Source organism: candidate division TA06 bacterium (assembly GCA_016235665.1).
GTDB lineage: Bacteria > Edwardsbacteria > AC1 > AC1 > EtOH8 > UBA5202.
Genome location: JACRJI010000001.1, coordinates 1 through 23,047, shown reverse-complemented (window position 1 = coordinate 23,047; position 23,047 = coordinate 1). Strand labels below are relative to the sequence as shown.

The window sequence follows — 23,047 nt, the reverse complement described above, 5'->3', positions numbered from 1 at the left end:
ATAAACAAATGGAAAGTGAACAAGTGAGGATTCATATGATAAAAAAAACATTGTCAGCAATATTGATTTTACTGACCGCCGGCAACCTGGCGCTGGCTGGCAAGAAGGACGTCAAACCTCCCGTAAAGACCGAACAAGAGCCAGAGTCAGCGGTTTCCACCGGGATATACAAATACCTGCCAGAAGAATCCGGCCAGCAGGCCTCGTTCACCCGGGCCGATTACATCGCGCTGAAGCTGACAGCCTATAACAGCCGGGCTCAGGGCATCAGCGCCAGGCTGATCTGCAATTCCCTGCAATGCTTCGCCTGGCCGGATTCGCTGGTGATCAACGCTTACATTGACCTACAGGAAAAGGAACGGGCCAGCTATCTGGGAGCCGGGAAATTCAGCTATCCTCAGGCCGATCTGAAAAACATGATGCAGGAAACGGTCAATTACGTCCAGAGGACCGCCCATCTCTATTTTGAAAACCTTAACGACAAGTATCTGGTGATCAATCTGTATATGAAGGGAAGCCAGCTGGCCGGCTGGAAGGATTTCAGCCTGGACATGAAGGCCGAGGGGAAGAAGGAAGCGGCTAAGGACTAAGGAGCTCTATGCTCTAAGCTATAAGCTATAAGCTATAAATAGTAGTCGGTATTCGGTATTCAGTATTCAGTATTCAGTATGTACACCCTCACTTGGCCTTTACTGCAACTGTAGGTTATTGATGAAAAATTGGCAGACCATAAAGCGCCGCAAGATATACCAGAATCCCTGGATCGCCGTCCATGAGGACCAGGTCCTTAGGCCTGACGGGTCAGCCGGTATTTACGGGGTGGTGGAGGTGGGCGATGCGGTCAGCATAGTGGCCCTGCAAGACAACGCCGTCTGCCTGGTCCAGCAGTACCGTCCATCTTGGGGAAAACGGGTGTGGGAAGTGCCTTGTGGGGGGATTAACAGCAATGAAAGCCCGCTCAAGGCCGCAAAACGGGAATTGCTGGAAGAGTCCGGGATCAGCGCCAAAAAATGGAAACAGCTGGGCATCATCGAATCCAACGATCCGGTGGTCAACCGTTTCCATCTTTTTTTGGCCCAAGACCTGTCCTTTGCCCCGCCCCGGAGGGATCATTCCGAAGCCGACATGAAAAGCAAAATGTGGGAACTTAACGACTATAAGAAAGCCCTGCTCAACGGCTCCATCCGGGACAACATGACCATCGCCTGCGTCTGCAAGGCGCTGCTGGCCGCGGGGGCCTGGACCGGGAGATCTTAATCCAGATACCATAGCCACAGAGAGCACAGAGACACCGAGAAAAGAATATGGCAGATAAATTAACAGAGGCAATAATTGGAGCTGCGATAGAGGTTCATCGTATTCTGGGGCCAGGCCTGCTGGAATCGATATATGAAGAAGCACTTTGCCATGAGTTGCAATTAAGGGGTATTGCCTTTGACAGGCAAAAAGAAGTCAAGGTATTCTATAAGGATAGTATTATCAAGGGCCAAAGGATTGATTTAGTGGTAAGTGATGAGGTTGTGGTTGAGATAAAATCTGTCCGTAGATTGGAAGATGTCTTCACTGCACAGGTGTTATCGTATCTTAAAAGCACCAGGCTTAAAAGGGCATTACTGATCAATTTTGGTGAAAATAAACTTATCGATGGGGTCAAAAGGTTTTCTTTGTGATAACTCTGTGTCCTCTGTGGCAGATATATGAATTATAGTTGATAGATTTTAGATTATGAAACCCAGCATATACCAAACAGTGGTGGCCAAGGGGCTGGTGGAAACCAACTGTTACATCGCGTCCTGCCCCGAGACCAAGGAAGCGGCGGTGATAGACCCCGGAGCCTTCAGCCCCAAGGAGGTCCAGACCATTCTGGACATCATCCAGCAGCACGGTCTTTCGGTAAAGTACATCGTCAACACCCACGGGCACATAGATCACATCGCCGGCAACCGCGCCCTGCTCAAGGAGACCGGGGCCAAGCTGTGCATCCATGCCGATGATGCGGATATGCTGACCTCGGCCCGGCAGAACGGTTCGGAGATGTTCGGAATGGACCTGGTCTCACCGCCGCCGGACCGGCTGTTAAGCGACGGCGATGTGATAATGCTGGGAAAGTTGGAAATGAAGGTGCTGCACACACCGGGCCACACTCAGGGCGGCATCGGACTTTTGGTGGACGGGACGCTTTTCTCCGGAGACACACTGTTCGCCGGCTCGGTGGGGCGCACTGACCTGCCGGGTGGCAGCGAGGATCAGATAATCAGGTCCATCAAGGAAAAACTGATGGTGCTGCCGGATGCCACCTCGGTCCGGCCGGGCCACGGGCCCAGGACAACTATCGGGGCCGAGCGGGAGGAGAACCCGTTTCTGTAGGTTTAGGCATCTAATCATTTTACAGGGAAGATTTTTACAAAATGAATAAAATGGTTTTCTTGTTGGTATTGGTTATAGGTGTTACCGTTAGTGCTCAAAAGATGACAGTATCGGTAATGGACTTGAATATAACCGAGGGGTTGCCCAACAAAGAAGCAATAATGTTGACAGACAAACTGATCAATGAGTTAGTAATGGCGGGAACCTTTAAAGTGATTGAACGCACCAAACGAGACGAGCTATTGAAAGAACAGGGATTTCAACAGTCCGGAGTTTGCGACCAGGGTGTCTGCCTGGTAGAAGCCGGGCAGATGTTGGGAGTTCAAAAAATGTTTGGCGGAACAATTGGAAAGTTAGGCAAAGCTTATGCAGTCGAATTGAGGATGATGGATATAAAAACAGGCGAAATAGACATAGCCTTTTCTCAGCAATTTGCCGGTGACATATCGGCATTGCTTGGCGCTATGAAGGATGCGGCCCAGGAATTCTCAAAATGGAAGCCGGGGGCAATTGTTACAGCTATTGAGTCAAAAATAGAATATGGCAGCGTTAAAGTTGTTTCCATGCCAAGTGACGCCAAGATAATACTAGACGGAGTCGAAGTGGGAAAAACCCCAGCCCAGCTTGATAAAATAGAAGCAGGGGCTTGGCAAATACGTTTGATAAAGTATGGGTATCAACAGTACGATACTATTGTAACCATCGACAAGGAATCTCCGTCCAGCATTAATGTCCTATTATCCAGGACACCCATAACGCAAACGCCTGACCTAAAGGCTGAACCTCAGAATGTACTCCTTTCCCCTCTCGGCAAGGGAGAAATTAGGAACGAAAAGGATGGCAGTATCCTGGTGGAAGTTGCAGCAGGCGACTTTTCTATGGGAAGTAACAATAGAAGCCCTGAAGAGAGGCCTGTGCATAAGGTTTATTTAGATAAATACTACATCGGCAAATACGAAGTGACAGTAGGACAGTTTAAGAAGTTTTGCAATGTTACTGGTAGAACAATGATTGAGCAACCAAACTGGAACAACCGGGAGGACCATCCGGTAGTAAATGTTAGTTGGTGTGACGCTAAAGCGTACTGTGATTGGGCCGGGCTTAGGTTGCCGACTGAAGCTGAATGGGAGAAAGCAGCAAGAGGAACGGAGGGCAGAGAATATCCCTGGGGAAATGAATGGAACAGCACCATGTGTAATAGTAGTGAAAACGGGGACAATTATCCTTATACCTCGCCAGTGGGTAGTTTCCCTTTGGGGATTTCCCCCTATGGTTGTCATGATATGGCAGGTAATGTATGGGAGTGGTGTAATGATTGGTACAACAACAAATATTATTGCAGTTCCCCTTGCAGCGGCCCTACGGGGCCGCAAACTGGCATTGGTTCGGTAATGCGCGGCGGTGCATGGAAACTACAGAATTATTACTGTCGTACTGCCTACCGTAGTTTTGGTGCGCACGAAGGCAGAAACTACCTGAATGTCGGTTTTCGTCCGGCAAAGTAACAATATTTTATAAACGTATTTTTTCCTGTGATAGATGATGGTAATCCATAATATTACCCTCATTGCCAATACACATATGGTGGACTGAGTAATATATGTTTGGGGTGTTATGTGTTTGATCTAAAATGATCAAATTAATCATACATTTGAGGTTCAGTAATGAAATTGTTATTCTCCATTATTTTTACTTTAGTCCTGCTATCACCAGTAATGTCCTCATCCCAACAGTTGTCAGTTTCCGTGATGGATCTGAATGTCACCGAGGGGTTAACCGGCAAAGAAGTAATAATGCTGACAGACAAACTTCTCAATGAGTTTGTGAAGTTGGGAAGATTTAAAATTGTGGAGCGTTCCAAACGTGACGAGATATTGAAAGAACAAGGATTCCAACAGAGCGGCGCCTGTGACCAAAGCACTTGCTTAGTGGAAGCTGGGCAGATGTTGGGCGTAGAGAAGATTGTCGGGGGAACAATAGGTAAGATGGGAAATGTTTTTGCAGTAGAACTAAGGATGATAGATATTAAAACCGGGGAGATAGACAGGGCCTTTTCCCGGCAATACCCCGGGGATGTCTCAGTTCTGTTAGGGGCAATGAAAGAAGCAGCCGAGGAACTATGCAAATGGAAGCCCAAACTCCAAGTAACTTCGTTAAAGAGAAATATTGAATACAGTAATATTACTATATCCTCCAAACCGAGTGGCGCCAAGATATTGATAGAAGGGGTTGAAGTGGGGGAAACCCCAGCTAAGCTTGATAAAATTGAAACTGGCGAATTGCAAATTAGTTTGATTAAATACGGGTATCAACAATACGATACATCCGTAGTCTTAGGTAAAGACCTAACCACCAACATTATTGCCACATTAATTAATAATAAGGCTCAAGCATCTGTCTCAACGATTGCAGCTAAGGTTACAATTGATGGAAATGGAATAGGTGAGAGTATAAACCCAATAGACGGCTCGGTTCTTATAGAAATCCCTGCCGGTATTTTTCCCATGGGAAGCAAAGATGACCAAGATGACGAAAAACCCGTGCATACAGTATATTTGGATAAATACTACATCGGAAAATATGAGGTTACAGTAGGGCAGTTTAAAAAATATTGCAATGTTACTGGCAGAACAATGCCTGAACAGCCCAGCTTTAACAACCAACCTGACTACCCAGTTGTAAACGTTAGTTGGGAGGCCGCCAAAGCATATTGTGATTGGGCCGGCCTTCGACTTCCGACCGAAGCCGAGTGGGAGAAAGCGGCCAGGGGATCTGATGGTAGAAAATATACCTGGGGAAACAAATGGGATCAATCCAAATGCAATAGCAATGGTAACGGAGACAATTATCCCTATACATCTCCGGTAAGCAGTTTTCCATCTGGTGTTTCACCATACGGTTGTTTCAACATGATTGGCAATGTATGGGAATGGTGCCATGACAACTATGATGATAACTACTACAGTAGTTCACCACCGGATAGCAACCCCCAAGGTCCAGGCATCCCAGGTTTTCGTGTTTATCGTGGTGGATCGTGGGGTCTCGATTACAGTTACTGCCGCACGGGAAAACGGAACAGTAGCGAGACAGGTTTTGGCTTCAGAGACATAGGATTTCGTGTTGCAAAGGGGAAAAAATTATGGGAACCTAAAACACATTAGGAAATCATTGTTTATTAGTGTTTTTTCAGAACAGGTATTACCTATTTTGTTACAATATAAGCCGAGCGGGAGGATAACCCATTCTTCTAATTATCTTGTCACGAAGGCACGGGGCCAAACCGTGAATCTTGAATTATGAATCGTAATATTTCTCTGTGCCACTTCGATAAACTCAGGGCAACGCTCTGTGGCATAATATAGTATTAAGGAGACAATATGAAAAAACTTAACTTTCGCGACCTGGACCTCAAGGGCAAGCGAGCCCTGGTCCGCGTCGATTTCAATGTCCCCCAGGACAAGAAGACCCTGGCCATCAAGGACGACTCCCGGATAGTGGGGGCACTGCCCACAATCAACTATCTTCTTGAACACGGAGCCAGAGTGATCCTGATGTCCCACCTGGGGCGGCCCGACGGACAGGTGAATATGCAGTTCACTTTGAAACCGGTGGCCGAGAAGCTTTCGGAACTGCTCAAACAGCCGGTCCAATTCGCTGCGGACTGCACCGGACCCGAGACGCTGAAGCAGTCACAAGAACTGCAGGACGGCCAGGTGCTGCTGCTGGAGAACCTGCGTTTTCACGCCGAGGAGGAGAAGAACGATCCAGCTTTTGCCAAACAGCTGGCGGAACTGGGCGACCTTTACGTCAACGACGCCTTCGGCACGGCCCACCGGGCCCACGCCTCCACCGAAGGGGTCACCAAGCACTTCAAGAAGAACGCCGCCGGGTTCCTGATGGAAAAGGAGATCGACTACCTTTCGGCCGTTTTGGAGAGGCCGGAGCATCCCTTCGTGGCCATTTTGGGCGGGGCCAAGGTGTCGGACAAGATCGCAGTGATCGAGAACCTGATACCCAAGGCCGATGCCATCCTGATCGGTGGGGCCATGGCCTACACCTTCCTTCTGGCCCAGGGCCGGGAGGTCGGCTCCTCCCTGGTGGAAAAGGACAAGCTGGAGACGGCCAAAGACATCCTGTCGAAGGCCAAGAACATCAAGTTCCTCCTGCCCACGGACCATGTGGCGGCCGAGAAGAAGGAGGGCGAGCCGGACAAGAAGGGCAAGCCGACCTTCAATTTCGTCAATCCCCAAGTGGTCAATGAGATCCCAAAAGACATGGCCGGTGTGGACATCGGGCCGAAGACCATAGCCGAGTATAACAAGGTAATCTCAAACGCCAAGACCATAGTCTGGAACGGCCCGATGGGCATCTTCGAGACCCCGGAATACGCCCGGGGGACATTCGAAGTGGCCAAGGCGGTGGCGGCCACCGGGGCCAAGTCCATCGTGGGAGGCGGGGATTCCGCTTCAGCTGTGCACCTTTCCGGGGTGGCCGGCAAGATATCGCACATCTCCACCGGTGGCGGGGCCAGCCTGGAGTTCCTGGAGGGCAAGGTTTTGCCGGGGGTGGCGGCATTGACGGACAAATAGGATCAATTGACAATGAACGATAAACAGTAAACGGTGAACTGTGAACAGTTGTTAAGGAGACGGATATGAAGATCATAAAGTACCTGGCCCTGGTCCTGCTGTTACCGGCGGCGCTTATGGCCCAGGATTCGGTCAAAGTGGGCCTGCCGGCCCCGACTTTCTTTCTGCCGGCGTTGGACGGCTCCAAATTCTTCCTGTCCGAGCACATGGCCCCCCAGGGTCGGAGGACAGTGGTGTTGGACTTCTTTACCACCTGGTGCGGGCCCTGCAAAAAGGAACTGCCCCTGCTGGATTCTCTGATAAAACAATACCCCAAGGACTCGGTGCTGCTGGTGCTGATAGACGTGGGCGAGAAAAGGGACACCGTGCTGGCCAATTTCAACCCCGCCGCCTATTTCCATCCGGTACTGCTGGACCAGTTCAACGCCATCGGGGAAAAGTACGGGGTCAAAAGTTTCCCTTCGCTGTTCATCATTGACAACAATGGGATCCTGCGCTACGCCGGGGTAGGCTTTGATGAGAAGAAGGGGCTGGCTAATGTCAAGAAAGTGCTGGACCAGCTGGTGCTGAAGAAAGGAATTAAAGGCAAGAAAAGCAAAAAGGTGAAAAATGTACCCAATTAAAAAATTGATCTTCATTCTGCTGATGGCGGTATTGGCGGCGATACTTCCGGCAGCGGCCCAGGACAAAGCCCCGGAGAAGACCGCGGTGGCCGTGCTCCAGTTCGAGCCCCGCAACATCAGCCAGGCCGAGGCGGTGATACTGTCCGACCGCCTGCGGGCCGAGCTGGTGGCCACCAACCACTTCAACGTGCTGGAGCGGGAGCAGATGGACAAGATCCTGAGGGAGCAGAAGCTCCAGCTGACCGGGGCCTGCTCCGACGCCTCCTGCCTGGTGAAAGTGGGACAGCTTATGGCCGTCACCAAGATGATGGGCGGCACCATCTCCAAGATCGGCAACACCTATACCGTCCAGGCCCGGGTGATAGACGTGGAGAAGGGTGTGATCGAGACCGAAGTTTCCCAGGATTTCACCGGCACCATCGAGGACGTCCAGCAGTGGGGGATGAAGAAGGTGGTCTGGAAGCTGGTGCCCTCGGCCAGCCTGTTCGTCTCCTCCATCCCGGCCGATGCCGACGTTTATTGGGATGCCCGCAAGGTGGGCAAGACCGACCTCAAGATCGAGAATGAGGGTTTGGGCACCCACAAATTGGTTTTGAAAAAACCGGGTTATCAGGACTACGAAGGCTTGGTGTCATTGAAGGAGGTCAAAGACTACGACATGAAGGTGCGGCTTTCGGTGCAGGAATACCAGGTGGCCCTGGAAGGAAACCCGCCCGGGGCCGAGGTCTGGCTGGGGGACACCGTCAACGTCGGCAAACTGCCCTGCTCCGTCAAACTGCCGTTCGGCACTTACAACTTCAAGTTCAAGGCCAAAGGATACCATCCGGTCTCGGGGCTGGTGGCCATAGACCGCGACCAGGGCTATACGCTTAAGCTGGATCTGAAGCGCAAATCCCGGGTCAAGGCCGGGTTCACCTCTCTATTCTTCCCGGGAATGGGCCAGTGGCATTCCGACCGCAAGACCATAGGCGCGCTATACCTGGTAGCCTGGATGGGGGGGGTGGGCTGGACCGGGGCCAGTATCGGAGCCAGGGAGGATGCCCGTAAGAATGCGGACGACGCTGAGAACAATTACCTGCAGGCCACTAACGCCGTGGCTGCCTCCAGTACCTATGACGAGTGGCAGAGCAAATACAGTGTGTACATTGACAGGGACAAGCAGATGAAGACTGCCATTTACGCCACCGCTGGGCTGTGGGCCTTCCAATTCATTGACGCCATCGCTTTCTTTCCGGGCAAGCCCAAGTTCAAGGTCGCGCCCGTGCCGGACAAGACCGGTGGGCTCAAGACCTCGTTATTATTAACCTACAGCTGGTGAGGCGAGTATGAAAAAGAACATTTATGATATGACCAGCGTTATTGCTGTCCTGATCCTGGCGCTGACCATGTCCCTGGAAGGATGCAGCAAGCCCATGGCGCCGGAACACACCAACCCGGCCGATTTGTTGAACCCAAATTTTCTGGCTCCGGGCGCCAGCATAGTCTATCCCGGGGAAGGCGCTACCTTGACCGGCAGTGTGGATACCGTCCGATGGACCAGGGTTGGCTCGGCCCAGGAATTCAACTGGCAGATCGACAACATGGGCTGGCACGGATGGAAAACAGACACCTTCGCCATCATCAGTAATGCCAGCGAGGGCTCCCATACCGTGATGGTGTTGGCCCGGGACGGCGGCGACGGAAGTTATTTTGACACCACTAAGGTGGCGGTCAGGCATTATATAAAGAACCGGTACAACAACTCCATCATGCTCTATCCGCTTAGTCAGACCGTGGCCGCCGGCGACACTGTGACCATGTGGTGTGAACTGGAGGATATGACCACCCCGGCGGCTGGGGTCAAGCTGACGATCTACGCCTACCCCTACGCCCTGGACACCATCGGCACCGGAGCCGACACCGGGATGATGTGGATCAAGAACGGAGGTTCGCCGCTGGGGCCGTTCTTCAGCACCTCAAGTTACCAGTATTATTTTGACCTGAACATGGGGGTGGCCGGGGGCACTCCGGCCGGAGTCACCGGCAGTGGCCGGATCTGCAAGTTCAAGCTGGAGGCCAAGAGTTCCGGCAGCATTTACATAGTTTCGGCGGATGTGCGCGACACCCTTAACAATACCATCGCCGGCATAACATATCCCAATAATTGTTATGTCACTGTCACCGGCAAGAAGGAGGGCGGAAAATGAAGAATATCTTATTGATGACGCTGGCGCTAGCCGCTATCTTTAGTCAAACAGTTGCCCAGCCTGCCGTGCCTACACTCACTTTCCCCCCGGCCGACACCGTCACCAACGACAGCTTCCCGGACTTCGACTGGGCCGACGTTCCCACTGCTATACAATACCAGCTGCAGGTGGCCCGGGGCACCCGTTGGGGTTACGTGGCCAACTATTATGACGGGTTGAAGATATTCAATTTGTCCGACACGGCCAACTGTTTCCAGTCCGGGCCGGTCGTAACCGGTAGTTACGTCAATAACATTTTCCTGAGCGAGACCCTGGCCGTGACCTCGTCCTACAGCGAGGTCCGGTTGTTCAACGTAGCCGATCCCCGCAATCCGTTCCTGTTGAAAACCATTTCGGTCAGCAACTATTGCGCGGTGGTCAAGGACAGTTTCCTGTATATCGGAGATGGGAACTACGGCATGTGGATATACAGCATTGCCGACCCGGCCAACCCGGTTTTGGCCGCCAGGTTCGACACCACCAGCCGGGTGAGGGACCTGGCCATAAGCGGCAATATCGCTTATCTGGTCGGTGATGCGGCACTGAAATCGGTGAACATAACTGATCCGCGGAACCCCACCCTGCTCGGATCGCTGGCGGTGAGCGGCGACGACATGGCCCTGTCGGGGAATTACTGCTATCTTACAAATGGCGGCTCCCTGACCGTGGTGGATGTTTCCAATCCGGCCTCCCCGGTCCAGGTGGGTTTCATGAATACCGGTCCCGGCAGCTACCAGCAGCTTGCCGTCAAGGGCAATTTCGCCTACATCGGAGCCGGCTACGACGGGGTGCGGGTGGTCAATATCAGCAACCCGGCCGGGCCTTTCCAGGTGGCCCTTTACGATACCACCGAGTATGGTTACGATTTCAGCCAGGTGGCCGTAAGCGGCGACTACCTGATCACCGGTGGCGAGTACAGCGGGTCTTTCCTGCTTAACATAAGCGACCCCTACCATCCCCGGGCGGTGAACCATGTCGAAGGCGGGTCGCGGGTTTACGCCGTGGCCTTGGCGGATTCTTTCGCCGCAATGGAATACGACACTGTGCTTACGGCATCATCCTGCCAGAGCGACACTTTCCTGGGGGACGCTAACCACTATTGGAGGGTGAGGGCTGGAGCCGGCACCTGGGGAGATTACAGCCCAGCCCGGCGCTTTACCATTGATACCCAGACGCCGTCCAAGACCTCCCACGTACTGCCCAACCCGGGGCAGTTGATCAATACTCAGAAACCAGCTTTTGATTACTCCGACATCTCTGATGCCTTCCGCTACCAGTTGCAGGTCTGCCGGGATTCGGCGTTTACCGTGTTAGAGATTGATACAATGGTATCGGTAGGCGGCTGCACCCTGCAGACAGCCCTGGGAGACGGCCGCCATTGGTGGCATGTGCGGGCCCGGGACCTGGCCGGTAACTGGGCTCCCTGGTCCGACAGCACATATTTCCGTTTGGACACCCAGGCGCCGGGTGCGCCAACTGCCATCACCGCCAACGGCGCCAATCCATCTCTCTGGACCAAGAACAACAGCTTCAACGTCAGCTTCACTCCGCCTTTCGACAGCTCGGGCAACCAGTGTTATTATTACAAGTACGGCTCCGCGCCATCATCGAATTATGATACCACCGGTTATGGGTATCACTCCACTACCTTGCCGATAATTGCAGCGGTCCAGAACGTGGGGGTCACGCCATTCTACGTCTGGGCCAGGGACAACGCCGGCAACCTGGATTACCGCAATAATGCCACGGTCAACTTGCGTTACGATACCATACCGCCGAGCGGAGCCATTGCCCGTTCCAATGAGTTCAGCCGGACCACCAATTTTACCGTCAGCTGGAACGACGGAACCGACCAGGGCGGCTCGGGCCTCAAGGACTATTATTACATCAAGATGAAGGTCAATTCCGGCACCTGGAACGACCTGAACACCTATTATGCCGGCAACAGTTACACCTATGCCGGCGTCCAGGGCAGCAAGTACTACTTTGAAGTGGCAGCCTGGGATTCAGCCAATAACACCGAAGTTTTTGCCGGGGTGGCCGAATGCAGCACTTTGGTGGACAACACCATCACCGCACCCATCCTGGTCTCTCCCTACAACGGGGCCATCAGCGACAGCGCCTCCAACGCCTTCCTGTGGCAGCGAGCCACCACCCAGACCGGATCGCGCCTGCAGTGCTCGTATCGTTCCGATTTCGCCACGGTGGTCAAGGACACGCTTCTAGCCGCCGACAGCCTGGCCAACATAACCCTGACAGATTCCCTGTACTACTGGCGGGTCCGGGGCCAGAATTCTGCGTCCGACACTTCAGTTTGGTCGCCGGCCCGCATACTGCGGATAGACACCCAGGCTCCGGCAGCTCCGGCTTTAGCCTTGCCCGGCAATGACAGTCTGATCAATGACAATACCCCGCAATTCACCTGGGGCGCGGTTACGGGTGCTGTGCAATTCCGGCTGGCGGTCAGCCCGGACAGCGCCTTTGGCAGCACCATAGTGGATGAGGAAACCGATACCACGGCCTACACCATCCAGGTGACACTGCCCGACAGCGCATATTACTGGAAGGTGAAGTCCGGGGATGCCGCCGGCAACTGGTCTGTCTGGTCCGCCCGCCGTAAATTCACGGTGGACACCAAGGCCCCGGCGGTGCCGGTGCTGCTTAATCCCGGGGACAACAGCACGGTGACCACCAACCTGCCGGCCTTCATCTGGAACACGTCGGCCCAGGCCATCCAATACCGGCTGCAGGCGGCCAACAACACTTCGTTCTCGCCGCTGGAGATGGATTCGGCCCTGGCCGACACCGCGGTCCGTCCGCTCTGGGGCCTCAACGACGGTACTCATTACTGGCGGGTGCGCTGCCGCGACTTGGCCGGCAACTGGTCGGCCTACAGCAACTACCGCACCGTCACCGTCGCCGGCCTGCTGCAGGTGGCGTTGATCACCCCGGATACCGGGGCGCTGTGGGCCCCCAGCCAGTCGGTCTGGATCCAGTTCACCAAACCCATCTACACCGGTTTCATCGACACCACCCATATCAAGGTCCGGGGCCGGCACACCTCCATCGTCAGGTCCACCTTCACCTGGCAGGCCACCAGCCGCACCCTGATGGTCGCCCCGGACACCGCTTTGGCCGCCAACGACACCATCACTGTCTTCATTCACGGCACTCTGCGCGATTCTACCAACAGCACCACCCTGGACGGCAACAACAGCGGGACAGCCAGCGGCGATTCCACCGACAGTTACCAGATGACCTTCCGGACCTCGTTCATCGGCGACTATAATTCCGACGGACTGCTGAACGGCCCCGACCTGGCCTTGTTTACCTGGGGCTGGTATAATTACAGCAGGTATTTCGAGGCCGGGCCATACTTCGGCACCTGGCCCCACCAGCGGATCTACATCGGCAGTTCCACCAAATTGGATTTTGAGGACCTGATGGGCTTGATCTATTCCTGGAATCGATCCGGCAGCGCAAAATACGCCCCGGCCAAGCAGGGTGATCCCGGATCCTTAACTCTGGAATCAGCCACCGATGGCGGAGGGATGCTAGTGAAGGTCAGGCCCGGAATTGAATTCAGTTCGCTGGACGTTTCCCTGAGGTTTGACCCCGCGGCCGGAACCGTCACCGTCACCGCCTCCGAACTCTGGAACTCAGAGGGCAATCCGCAGCTGTTCCTGACCCGGCAGACCCTGGGACTGACCGAGATCAGCGCCGCGCTTTGGCCTGGCGGCACCAAGACCACCGGCGAACTCTTCCGCTTTAGTCTTTCCGAAACCAAGGGACAGACACCGGTCAGCCTGAGCTACCGCCTTTATGATAAAGACGGGGAGGTACTGGCAGAAGGAAGCCTGGCCACGCCCATGCCTGTCAAGCCCGGCCTCCCAGCCGTCTTTTCCTTTAGCCCGGCCCGGCCCAACCCGGCCGGGCACTCCACGGTCATCAACTATCAGCTTCCGTGCGAAGCTGTTGTAAGGCTGGAGATCTACAATATTGCCGGACAGAAGGTGGCCACCCTGACCCAAGGAAAGCAGCCTGCCGGATATTATTCAAAAATATGGGATCTCAAAGATCACAGTGGCCAGCGGGTGGCCAACGGAGTATATCTGTTCAAGCTTCAGGCAGGAGATAGCCGGGGAATTGGGAAGATGATAGTCATCCGGTGATCCTCCGGAATCCAAGCAATAATACTTATCCCAACCCAACCAATCAGGCAACCAAAATTTAAAAAGGAGGTACCAACCAACATGAAGAAGGTCCTGCTGATCCTGGCAGTCCTGGCCATGGCCGTCTCGGCCTACGCGGCCGACGCATCCAAAGGCATTGAACCGGGTGATAAGGCCCTGCTGTTCAACGCCACCTTCGTCAATGCCGGAACCTACAACGGAGGACTGGGCCTGAAGTATTATCTTTCCCAGGGCCTGGCCCTGCGCCCGGTGATCACCTTCAATATGGGCTCCACCACCCAAAAGGACGAGAACATCGACACCGTGGCCGGCTTTCAGACCACCTATGAAGATGACAAGACCTCCACCAACAGCTTTGGGCTGGAGCTGGCCCTGGAAAAGACGCTGCTGACCAAGGGAGCGGTCAACGTCAATGGCGGGCTGGGCTTCGGCTTCGGCATGAGCTCCTACACCAGGGAATATGGTGAAAATTACGTCGAGGTCGGAGGGACCATGACCGGGGTCTATAACACCAAGACCGAGCGCAGCAGCACCAATTTCGGCGGCGGGGCATTGCTGGGAGCCGAGTGGTTCATCACCGAGGCCATCAGCCTGGGGGCGGAATACCAACTGGGGATACAGATGTCCAGCGAGGGCAAGGACGAGACCACCTGGTCCGAGTCCTATACCGACGGCGGGGTTACGGTTTCCTACTCCGGTTTCACCAGGAACCCATTGACCAGCACCATGGATTTTGGGTTTCAAACCGTTGGCCTAGTGCTGGGAATCAGATTTTAACCGGTATTTTCAGGCTTTAGGGAAAAGGGCGCCGGGACAAAGGCGCTCTTTTTTATTGCCGACCGTCGGTTTGACATCATTTTCAAATGGTTAAAAAATGTTAAAAATAAGTCAATTTATCATTGACAAACCACAATATGTTGTGGTATCTTTACCGTAATTAACTAGATACTCACTCAACATAACTAAGGAGGTTTCAACCACATGAAGAGAACACTAATGGTACTAGCTTTAATGGCGATCATGTTCGGCATGGCAGCCGCCACCGAGACCCGGGTGGCCACTTTTGGCCCAGCCTCGATCTTCGTTGATGACTATACCGATATCTATTTCCTGCCCGCAGCAGCGTTATCCTATCCCCGATTGATCGCTGCCGAAATGGGCAACAGTTTCCCGGTCACCAGCGATTACGGCTGGACCTACGGTTCGGCTGCTGTGCTGTTCTCCAATGCCGAACAGACCTATGGCGTGGTGGGGCTGGACATCAACCACGAGATACTGGGAGCGGACTTCTTCAACGACGCCATCAACAACATCAACACCTCCAACGCGCTGCCGGCTTTGTCCCCGATGGGCTACGACCTGGTGGTTCCCGCCCCGGACAATCGTTTCCATATGTTCTATGCCCGCAAGATGGATAAACTTGGTCTGGGACTGCATGTGGGCTGGGCCGGCTCATCCTCTTCCTATGATTACAGCGACACCATCACCGCCACCGCCACCGAAAAGGGCGAAGGCTCTTCCAGCATCTGGGACATCAACGGCAACGTGGCCATGGAAGTCAACGAGAACACCAGCGCCGATTTGGCCTTCTCTCTCAAGATGCAGAGCTTCTCCAGCAAGTACGATTACACCTGGCCCACCCCGCCCCAGGACGGAGCCACCATCGAATCCGACGGCGGCATGGGACTGGACATCGGTCTGCGCGCCAGCTACGGAATGGCCGACAATTTTGCGTTGATCCCGGTGATCGGCATCAGCATGAACTCGGTGGCCTACAAGACCTCATATGTTGACACCGCCATTCACGCCGAGGGCGGCAAGACCAGCAGCTTCGGCTTTAGCGGCGCCTTTGGAGGCAACTACAAGCCGGCCGAGAACGTCACCATCGTGGGCGGTCTGCTGGTCAGCCAGTACACCGAGACCATCGAAGACACCATGGGGGTGTTCGGGGTGGGCGTCAACACCGAAGAGAACAGCACCTTTACCTTCCCCGGATTCTGCGCCGGACTGGAAGTGGACCTGTTGAAGTGGCTGACCCTGAGGGCGGGCGCTGCCAAGCTGCTGCAGAGCAACTCCGGCAAGTACGAGACCACCGCCGCCACCACAGAATACTCGTCCACCGATGCCCCGTATTTCTATGCCTTCGGTCTGGGCTTCAAATTCGGTAAACTGGCCATTGACACCAAGGTCAATAACAACGCCCCGTATTCCCTGGGCTATATGTTCAGCGGCATTGACAACGGCGGCATGGCCGGTGTGTCCCACACTGAGCCCATCACCTCCATCGGCATGACCTACACATTCTAATCTTAGATAACTTGTTCAAAGCGGCCCCGGTTTTACCGGGGCCGCTTTCTTTTTGCCTTGCAAAAATTAAAAAATCTGTTATAATTACGTCTTTGTGGGGCTGTAGCTTCCCTCGACAGGCTCGGGACGGGAAACGGGGCAGCCAAGTACAACACGAAAGCATTTAAGTGGGGCTGTAGCTCCCTTCGACTCCGCTCAGGGCGGGGCGCAAGGGGGGCAGGCACAGCAAGGAAGTAAGTAAGTGGGGCTGTAGCTCAATTGGTAGAGCGCCTGCTTTGCAAGCAGGAAGTAGTCGGTTCGAATCCGATCAGCTCCACCATTCGTTTGTAAGGCAAGGGGCCGGGCTCACGGCAGGCCAGATCTATTCGCGAAGGATAAGAACCGGCACGTTGCTCCACTGATATTAATTGACAGGGAGCATTCTTTTAAGATCGTTGCCGGAATGCGGGAAACCCCAACAAAAAAAGCGCCAAATGATTGGCGCTTTTCTGTTTCCCAGTATAAGACTAAAAAAACTATCAGACCACGGTCCGGATCCTCTGGCTGAACTCCTGCGCTTTGGCTTTGTCCATGATCAAGGCCCCGGAAATGCCGCACCATCTGGCCAACTCGCCAATATGCTGAGGTTCCAGCATGGAGGCCTCGGTCTTAAGGTGTCTGGTTATCTGGCGGTTCAGGAAAGGTTCGGCGGCAGGGCCCAGATAATATTTGGTGATATTCAGTATTTTGTCGTACAACATTATTTCTGGCCCTCCTTTCCGGCCTGGTCTTCCTGGGCTTCCCCGTCCTCAGCGGCAAAGAATTTCACTGCGGTCACCATCCGTTCAAATGAGTCCCCGAGTTCTCCGATCTCGTTCTTTTGGTCAACATTCACCCGGATGCTGAGCTCTCCCAGGCTGATCTTCTCGGCCACGTCCCGCAAATGAGCGATGGGGGTGGTGATGCTTCCGGCCAGCAGGATCGCCATCAGCAGACTCAAGAGTACCGAGGCCAGGGCTACGATAAACCCGGTGGCCACGGTCTTGTGCACCTGGCGCTGGGTCTGGGCATTTATCTGGTCCAATAGCTGCTGGGCGTTGTTGATGATCCGGCTTATCTGCACGTCGGCTTCGTCCAATACCTCGCTGTAAAGCTCCTGGGTAAGGGCCATGGCTTCCTTGCGTTTTCCGGACTGGTAAAGGGCCACCACCCGGTTGAACTCTTCCTCGCCCTCCATCATTTCCGCCAGCTTGGCGAATTCTTCTTTTTCCTCATCGTGGGCCAGCGACCGGGCTCTTTCCAAAAGTTTTCCGGCCGCCATCTCGGACTCCTCCCGTTTCTCCAGGAATTCCTCGTTCCCGCTCAGCAGATAACTGCGCTCGTACATTTCCACCGCGGAGTAAACGCTCTGAAACTCCCGCAGGGCTGTCATCTTCTGGGTTTCGGTTATCATCCGGTCGGTCGAGGCCCGGACATTGATCATGTAGGAAATGTTAAGGGTCAAGGCAATCGCCCCCAGCAGTATCACCATAAAGAAGGAGAGCAAGAGCTTGTTCCTGATCCTGAGATTTTTGAACCATCCAGCCATAAAGGTCCTTTCATTGAGGTTTGTATATATTTGTTGGAGGTTGCTCAATCTAACAATTATAAGGTGCGGGAAGCGCAAAATCAATAGCGGGAGATAAATATCTTTTTGGAAACGAAATTTGTCACCCCTTAAAACTAAAATACAGTCAATCAACGGTAGTCAGTATTTATAAATTAAGAGGAGGTGTCTCAAATGTTCAGGAGAACTGCCACTGTAATGTTCCTGATCCTGGCCGTGGGTACTTGTGCGGTCCAGGCCAAGAACCGGAGCCAGGCCAAAAACTGTCACCCCTCACAAGTAAACTTCAAACAATAAACAAACCGGCCCCAAAGAGCGCGGGCAAAAAACAAACAACCAAAAGTGATGTGTATTTACAAAAGGAGAATGTGAACATGGAACAAACCAACAGCAAAACCGCCAGCTTTACCGACCTGATAGTCTGGCAAAAAGCGGAGGAACTATTTGAACTGGCCGCCCAGGACACCGAAAGGTTCCCCCAGGGCAAGGCCTCATTTTTAATGGCCGGCCAGGTGGTCAAGTGCGCCGGCTCCATCGGCGCCAGTATCGCCGAGGGCTATGGCCGGGGAGGCCAGAAGGAGTTCAGCTACCGCCTGAGCGCGGCCAAGGGCTTCGCCTTTGCCACCCAGGACTGGTACCACAAGATAGCCCGGATGGGCTATATGACCCCGGAAGCGGCCGAACAGAGGCTCAAACTTTTGGGTGAGATATCCCGGATGCTGGGCGGCCTGATCGCCAGAGTGGCCGGCAAAAAGAAGGACCAGAAAGAAACCCCGGAAACGGGATCAAACCAGTAATTTAGCCCCAGCGCTCTTAGGGCGGTTAAATAAAATTTTTCAGCTACAAAAAGCACCCTTCTATTCATCAGGGTAAACTCCGGACATAAAATAAACCCGTATAAAAAAACTGAAATGGTGAGGACTAAAAAATGAACGGATCGGATAACAAGAACGGCTTAAAGCCTTCCCTCCGGAACAACGCCTGGGAGGAAGTCCGGTTGTTGGCCCGGAACATCGGCCTGCTGGTGGAAAACAGCCGGCAGATAACCCAGGATCCCAGGCTTTCCGGATGCTGCCTGAACACCGCCTACATCGGTCTGCCTCATTTAAAGACCAAGGCCATAGCCCTGGGCCGGCTGCTGGACCTTTGGAACCAGGATAAATGGACCGAGACCTGCCCGGCCTGTGGCGAGACCGTTTACATTCTGGGGGCCGGAGGGGGCGCCTTAAGCGGCCGGAACGGCTGGTGGGGCGTTTGCGGCCATTGTCAGGGCGTTCTGTCGGGCAGCAGGGAAAAGTTCTATCAACTATACTCCGAATTTGCCGGAGGGCCTGCAGGCCCATCGCATCCCGGGCAGATAGATCTCAGTGACCTGCTGACAGAACTGCGGGCGGCATAGTAGCCTCCAGGAACTTCCAGGGAATATACCGGATGCTGATTTCCGCAGATTGGAATTGATTGCGCTGACAATATTATTGAATTTATAAAATCTGCGTTTATCTGCGTCCTAAATATCTTGCTACTTACCCCGGCCGGATCAAAACATAATTGATCCGGCCTTTTTTATTGACTTTTAACCGGTCAAAGGCTTATCATTATGTTTCACTTAAAATATGAACTGAATATTCCGGCAAACAATGGCCCAGAAAAAGACAGAGAGACTTTTGGAACTGGTATCCCTGCTTTTAAAGCACCGCCGCCCGGTTCCCAAGCCCAAGATCAGGGAACTACTGCCCCACTATCAAAGGCTTTCCGGTTCCAGCTTTGACCGGACCTTTGAACGGGATAAAAGGGAGCTGCGCAGCCTGGGGGTGCCGCTCAAGGTCTATTCCATAGAGACCGGAGAAGAAGTGGACAATCCCGCCCAGGCCGCCAAGTACGAGGCGCAGGAATTGGGGTACCTGATAGACCACGAAGAGTACTACCTGCCCCGGTTGGACCTTACTTCAGAAGAATGGGCGGTAATCTCCCTGGTCTGCGCCGGGCCGCAGTCCCCGGCCGCCAAAGACCAGGCCAAGGCTTTGGCCAGCCTGGCCCAAAAGATAGGCTGCCAGAAGCCCGGGGGAAATGAACGGCGATCCGAGATCGGGCTCAGCGCCAATGCCCGGCCCGAGGCCGCCGCCGAAGCCAAAGTGCTGGGACGCATCCAGCAGGCGGTAAAGGAGGGAGTCTCCATCCGGTTCAGCTATCACAGCATCCAGCGCGATGCCAGGGACCAGCGGCAAGCCGACCCCTATCTTCTGATCTACAATGCCGGGGTGTGGTACCTGATAGCATACTGCCACAAGAGAGAAGAGGTCCGCACCTTCAAGGTCTCCCGCATCCAGGAACTGAAACTGCTTAACGGCCAGCCCCGGTTCAATGTGCCCAAAGATTTCGACAAGTCAAAATACCTGGGCCGTAAGGCTTGGGAACTGGGCGGGGGCCTGGTTGTGCCGGTTACCCTGAAAGTCAAACCCGAAAACGTCTGGCTGGTCAAAAAAGAACTGGGCCCGCAGGCGGTCTGGAACAATGGAGCGGACAGCGTCAGCATAATGGTCAGTAACACAGATTCCTTCATCCGCTGGGCCGCGGCCCACTGCGACCAAGTGCGGGTGGAGAAGCCGGAGGAAATGGCCCGGCAGGTGGAGGCCCGGCTACAGCAAGTGCTTAAACTTTATAAACCCTGATATCCGCAGATTAAACAGATTTTCGCAGATTTTTCTATGGTTCATTAATAATGATCATACAAGCTTTATCTGCGTAATCTGCGGATAACCATCGTTTGGTTTAGTAACAATTTAACCGGAGTACAGTGTATGGCTAAAACATCGGGCGAGCTGGAGCGGCTGCTGACCCTGATCCCGTTCCTTAACAGCCGCCGGGGGCAGCCGGTCCGGGACATTGCCGCCGAGCTGGGGATCTCCCAGGCCCAGCTGTTGAAAGATTTGGACAGCCTCTGCCTTTACGGCACGCCGCCCTTTGGGCCCAACGATCTCTTCATGGCGGCGGTGGATGAACAGGGCCGTCTGGAGATGGCCTACACCGAGCAGTTTGCGGCGCCCCTCCACCTTCTGCCGGATGAGGCCATGGCCTTAAGGATGTCGTTGCTGCCGCTGTTGGCCGGTTCTTCCGGACCATACGGCAAAACAGTGAAGGGGATATTGGACAAGATCGACCAGGCCCTGCTGCCCCAGGACCGCCTGGCGGTGGACCATCTGGATGAGAAGATAATGGCGGCGGCTTCCGAATCCTCCAACCCCGGCGCCCTGGAAACATTGCGCAAAGCCCGGCAGCAAAATGTCCAGACGGAAATTGAATATTACAGCGGCTCCTCGGGCCAGAGCTCTACCAGAACCATCGAGCCTTACGGCTTTGTGATGTTCAACGGTTCCTGGTATGCGGTGGCCTTCTGCCATAAGAGCCGGGAACAGCGGACCTTCAAGGTCAGCCGGATAAAACAGGCCAAACTCCTTAAACAAAAATACCGGATACCCGAAGGGTTTGACGTCAACAAGTTCGCCCAGGGCCACATCTTCAAGCCCACCGGAAACGAGCAGAAGGTGGTGCTGTGGTTCTCTCCGGCCATCGCCAGGTGGATACTGGAGCGCAATGCGCAGGCCACCAAGAACAAGGACGGCTCGGCCAGCTTGAGCCTGATGGCCCAAAACTTTGCATGGATAGCTCGATGGGTGTTATCATATGGCCCCGAGGCCAGGATCATCAGTCCTCCGGAGGCAGTCCGGGAGCTTAAAAAGATAATCCAGACAGTGATTTAACCTTTTTCCTTGCAAATTGGCGCTAAAATGCCCTGTAAATGGCGTTTATTGTAAAAGAATATTTGTTCTGCATAACTAATGATTGCAATGGTATACAAACTATTTTCATCTTTTTTAGGATATCGTTAACTTTTCCCTTGACATTTGGGGCGTTTTTTATTATAATACAAAGCTCTGCAAAAACTATGGACAAGATGGATTACTTAGTTCTTTGAAAACTGAATAGGGTCTTTATTAATAAAGAAAAGTAATAAGCACTTTAGAGCTTGGAATAATAGTCATTGGATTCTGCGATTGATGACTATTGGTTTTTAATATTGTTTTTGGTCAAGCTACAAAGAGCACATGGTGGATGCCTTGGCAGATGAAGGCGATGAAGGGCGTGGTAAGCTGCGATAAGCTTCGGGGAGGTGCAAACAACCTTAGATCCGGAGATGCCCGAATGGGGAAACCCTTCCGAGTAATGTCGGAATACCACAGGAAGAAAACCTAACGGGAAGTATTCCTGCGGGGCTAACCTGGCGAACTGAAACATCTAAGTACCCAGTGGAAGAGAAATCAATTGAGATTCCCCTAGTAGCGGCGAGCGAACGGGGAACAGCCCAAACTCGGTCCTGCGTAATAGCTGGTGCGCGTTGCAGGGCGGGGGTATCAGGGTCGTTATTGGTTCCGTGTACCAACCGGAACCGGAGAGTCAAAAAGTCGTTCCTTAGCCGAAAGGTCTGGGAAGTCCTACCACAGACGGTGATAGTCCGGTAGGCGAAAAGGAAGCGATCTCTCCTTGACGATACCTAAGTACCACGGAGCACGAGAAACTCTGTGGGAATATGGGGGGACCACCCTCTAAGGCTAAATACTCTCATCTGACCGATAGTGAACTAGTACCGTGAGGGAAAGGTGAAAAGTACCCCTGGCGGGGAGTGAAATAGTACCTGAAACCATGTGCTTACGATCAGTCGGAGCCTTGTATTTATACAGGGTGACGGCGTGCCTTTTGCATAATGATCCGGCGAGTTGCTTGTATGCAGCAAGGTTAAGCCCTTCTGGGGCGTAGCCGTAGCGAAAGCGAGTCTGAATAGGGCGTTTTAGTTACATGCAGCAGACCCGAAACTGGGTGAGCTACCCATGGCCAGGATGAAGTGACGGTAACACGTCATGGAGGTCCGAACTGATGAACGTTGAAAAGTTCTCGGATGAGCTGTGGGTAGGAGTGAAAGGCCTATCAAACCCAGGGATAGCTGGTTCTCCTCGAAATATATTTAGGTATAGCCTCGGAAAGTTTGTGGCGGAGGTAGAGCACTGGATGGGGAAGGGATCTTACCAGATTACCGACCCCACTCAAACTCCGAATACCGTGCACATCAATTCCGGGAGTCAGGCAGTGGGGGATAAGCTTCATT

At 53.5% G+C, this 23,047-nt stretch carries 19 protein-coding genes, 1 tRNA gene and 1 rRNA gene; 19 read left to right on the top strand and 2 right to left on the bottom strand.

All coding sequences use genetic code 11. The annotated features are described in order from the left end of the window. Positions 1-35: 35 nt before the first annotated feature. The 14 genes from HZA73_00105 to HZA73_00040 all read left to right on the top strand — a co-directional run bounded on the left by HZA73_00105 (position 36) and on the right by HZA73_00040 (position 16,623). Positions 36-590, top strand: coding sequence for a hypothetical protein (locus HZA73_00105; protein MBI5804426.1), 555 nt, complete (start codon positions 36-38; stop codon positions 588-590). Between the two features lie 121 nt (positions 591-711). Further along, positions 712-1,257, top strand: coding sequence for an NUDIX hydrolase (locus tag HZA73_00100; protein ID MBI5804425.1), 546 nt, complete (start codon positions 712-714; stop codon positions 1,255-1,257). A gap of 47 nt (positions 1,258-1,304) precedes the next feature. Further along, entirely contained in the window at positions 1,305-1,670 is a 366-nt protein-coding gene (locus HZA73_00095; GenBank protein ID MBI5804424.1) for a GxxExxY protein, read from the top strand. Positions 1,671-1,725: 55 nt separating this feature from the next. Further along, the gene (locus HZA73_00090; protein MBI5804423.1) at positions 1,726-2,367 is read left to right on the top strand and encodes an MBL fold metallo-hydrolase; all 642 of its coding nucleotides are present in this window, start codon (positions 1,726-1,728) and stop codon (positions 2,365-2,367) included. 41 nt (positions 2,368-2,408) lie between these two features. Continuing rightward, positions 2,409-3,872, top strand: a complete 1,464-nt coding sequence (locus HZA73_00085; GenBank protein MBI5804422.1) for an SUMF1/EgtB/PvdO family nonheme iron enzyme — start codon at positions 2,409-2,411, stop codon at positions 3,870-3,872. Positions 3,873-4,031: 159 nt separating this feature from the next. Continuing rightward, entirely contained in the window at positions 4,032-5,528 is a 1,497-nt protein-coding gene (locus tag HZA73_00080; protein ID MBI5804421.1) for an SUMF1/EgtB/PvdO family nonheme iron enzyme, read from the top strand. Positions 5,529-5,744: 216 nt separating this feature from the next. Then, on the top strand, positions 5,745-6,956 hold the full coding sequence (locus tag HZA73_00075; GenBank protein ID MBI5804420.1) for a phosphoglycerate kinase: 1,212 nt from the start codon (positions 5,745-5,747) through the stop codon (positions 6,954-6,956). 65 nt (positions 6,957-7,021) lie between these two features. Beyond that, positions 7,022-7,579, top strand: a complete 558-nt coding sequence (locus HZA73_00070) for a TlpA family protein disulfide reductase (protein ID MBI5804419.1) — start codon at positions 7,022-7,024, stop codon at positions 7,577-7,579. Continuing rightward, on the top strand, positions 7,566-8,897 hold the full coding sequence (locus HZA73_00065; GenBank protein ID MBI5804418.1) for a PEGA domain-containing protein: 1,332 nt from the start codon (positions 7,566-7,568) through the stop codon (positions 8,895-8,897). The genes HZA73_00070 and HZA73_00065 overlap by 14 nt, the downstream gene beginning before the upstream one ends. A 7-nt stretch (positions 8,898-8,904) precedes the next feature. Next, on the top strand, positions 8,905-9,765 hold the full coding sequence (locus HZA73_00060) for a hypothetical protein (GenBank protein ID MBI5804417.1): 861 nt from the start codon (positions 8,905-8,907) through the stop codon (positions 9,763-9,765). Beyond that, positions 9,762-13,976, top strand: coding sequence for a T9SS type A sorting domain-containing protein (locus HZA73_00055; protein ID MBI5804416.1), 4,215 nt, complete (start codon positions 9,762-9,764; stop codon positions 13,974-13,976). The genes HZA73_00060 and HZA73_00055 overlap by 4 nt, the downstream gene beginning before the upstream one ends. Positions 13,977-14,057: 81 nt before the next feature. Next, positions 14,058-14,774 carry an outer membrane beta-barrel protein gene (locus HZA73_00050; GenBank protein MBI5804415.1) on the top strand — a complete coding sequence of 239 codons (717 nt, stop codon included), beginning with the start codon at positions 14,058-14,060 and terminating at the stop codon, positions 14,772-14,774. 204 nt (positions 14,775-14,978) lie between these two features. Further along, on the top strand, positions 14,979-16,304 hold the full coding sequence (locus HZA73_00045) for a hypothetical protein (protein MBI5804414.1): 1,326 nt from the start codon (positions 14,979-14,981) through the stop codon (positions 16,302-16,304). A 243-nt stretch (positions 16,305-16,547) separates the two neighbouring features. Continuing rightward, a tRNA-Ala gene (locus HZA73_00040) sits at positions 16,548-16,623 on the top strand. Positions 16,624-16,822: 199 nt separating this feature from the next. Here HZA73_00040 and HZA73_00035 read toward each other — a convergent pair. After that, the gene (locus HZA73_00035) at positions 16,823-17,044 is read right to left on the bottom strand and encodes a hypothetical protein (protein MBI5804413.1); all 222 of its coding nucleotides are present in this window, start codon (positions 17,042-17,044) and stop codon (positions 16,823-16,825) included. Next, positions 17,044-17,871 carry a HAMP domain-containing protein gene (locus HZA73_00030; GenBank protein ID MBI5804412.1) on the bottom strand — a complete coding sequence of 276 codons (828 nt, stop codon included), beginning with the start codon at positions 17,869-17,871 and terminating at the stop codon, positions 17,044-17,046. The genes HZA73_00035 and HZA73_00030 overlap by 1 nt, the downstream gene beginning before the upstream one ends. Before the next feature lie 392 nt (positions 17,872-18,263). Here HZA73_00030 and HZA73_00025 point away from each other — a divergent pair, with 392 nt between their 5' ends. From HZA73_00025 to HZA73_00005, 5 genes are all read left to right on the top strand, one after another. Continuing rightward, on the top strand, positions 18,264-18,686 hold the full coding sequence (locus tag HZA73_00025; GenBank protein ID MBI5804411.1) for a four helix bundle protein: 423 nt from the start codon (positions 18,264-18,266) through the stop codon (positions 18,684-18,686). A 131-nt stretch (positions 18,687-18,817) separates the two neighbouring features. Further along, positions 18,818-19,288 (top strand): hypothetical protein, encoded by a 471-nt coding sequence (locus HZA73_00020; GenBank protein MBI5804410.1) that lies wholly within the window; start codon positions 18,818-18,820, stop codon positions 19,286-19,288. Positions 19,289-19,526: 238 nt separating this feature from the next. Further along, positions 19,527-20,558: a WYL domain-containing protein gene (locus HZA73_00015; protein MBI5804409.1), complete on the top strand. Its 1,032-nt coding sequence runs from the start codon at positions 19,527-19,529 to the stop codon at positions 20,556-20,558. Between the two features lie 129 nt (positions 20,559-20,687). Next, entirely contained in the window at positions 20,688-21,647 is a 960-nt protein-coding gene (locus tag HZA73_00010) for a WYL domain-containing protein (GenBank protein ID MBI5804408.1), read from the top strand. A gap of 320 nt (positions 21,648-21,967) precedes the next feature. Beyond that, a 23S ribosomal RNA gene (locus tag HZA73_00005) occupies positions 21,968-23,047 on the top strand; the annotation flags it as partial.

Bases quoted from the DNA above. Each gene is read 5' to 3' on its own strand.
- HZA73_00045 (MBI5804414.1), top strand. From the start codon at position 14,979: ATGAAGAGAACACTAATGGTACTAGCTTTAATGGCGATCATGTTCGGC.
- HZA73_00050 (MBI5804415.1), top strand. From the start codon at position 14,058: ATGAAGAAGGTCCTGCTGATCCTGGCAGTCCTGGCCATGGCCGTCTCG.
- HZA73_00020 (MBI5804410.1), top strand. From the start codon at position 18,818: ATGAACGGATCGGATAACAAGAACGGCTTAAAGCCTTCCCTCCGGAAC.
- HZA73_00065 (MBI5804418.1), top strand. From the start codon at position 7,566: ATGTACCCAATTAAAAAATTGATCTTCATTCTGCTGATGGCGGTATTG.
- HZA73_00025 (MBI5804411.1), top strand. From the start codon at position 18,264: ATGGAACAAACCAACAGCAAAACCGCCAGCTTTACCGACCTGATAGTC.
- HZA73_00100 (MBI5804425.1), top strand. From the start codon at position 712: ATGAAAAATTGGCAGACCATAAAGCGCCGCAAGATATACCAGAATCCC.
- HZA73_00030 (MBI5804412.1), bottom strand. From the start codon at position 17,871: ATGGCTGGATGGTTCAAAAATCTCAGGATCAGGAACAAGCTCTTGCTC.
- HZA73_00035 (MBI5804413.1), bottom strand. From the start codon at position 17,044: ATGTTGTACGACAAAATACTGAATATCACCAAATATTATCTGGGCCCT.
- HZA73_00010 (MBI5804408.1), top strand. From the start codon at position 20,688: ATGGCTAAAACATCGGGCGAGCTGGAGCGGCTGCTGACCCTGATCCCG.
- HZA73_00105 (MBI5804426.1), top strand. From the start codon at position 36: ATGATAAAAAAAACATTGTCAGCAATATTGATTTTACTGACCGCCGGC.
- HZA73_00055 (MBI5804416.1), top strand. From the start codon at position 9,762: ATGAAGAATATCTTATTGATGACGCTGGCGCTAGCCGCTATCTTTAGT.
- HZA73_00080 (MBI5804421.1), top strand. From the start codon at position 4,032: ATGAAATTGTTATTCTCCATTATTTTTACTTTAGTCCTGCTATCACCA.
- HZA73_00015 (MBI5804409.1), top strand. From the start codon at position 19,527: ATGGCCCAGAAAAAGACAGAGAGACTTTTGGAACTGGTATCCCTGCTT.
- HZA73_00060 (MBI5804417.1), top strand. From the start codon at position 8,905: ATGAAAAAGAACATTTATGATATGACCAGCGTTATTGCTGTCCTGATC.
- HZA73_00070 (MBI5804419.1), top strand. From the start codon at position 7,022: ATGAAGATCATAAAGTACCTGGCCCTGGTCCTGCTGTTACCGGCGGCG.
- HZA73_00085 (MBI5804422.1), top strand. From the start codon at position 2,409: ATGAATAAAATGGTTTTCTTGTTGGTATTGGTTATAGGTGTTACCGTT.
- HZA73_00075 (MBI5804420.1), top strand. From the start codon at position 5,745: ATGAAAAAACTTAACTTTCGCGACCTGGACCTCAAGGGCAAGCGAGCC.
- HZA73_00090 (MBI5804423.1), top strand. From the start codon at position 1,726: ATGAAACCCAGCATATACCAAACAGTGGTGGCCAAGGGGCTGGTGGAA.
- HZA73_00095 (MBI5804424.1), top strand. From the start codon at position 1,305: ATGGCAGATAAATTAACAGAGGCAATAATTGGAGCTGCGATAGAGGTT.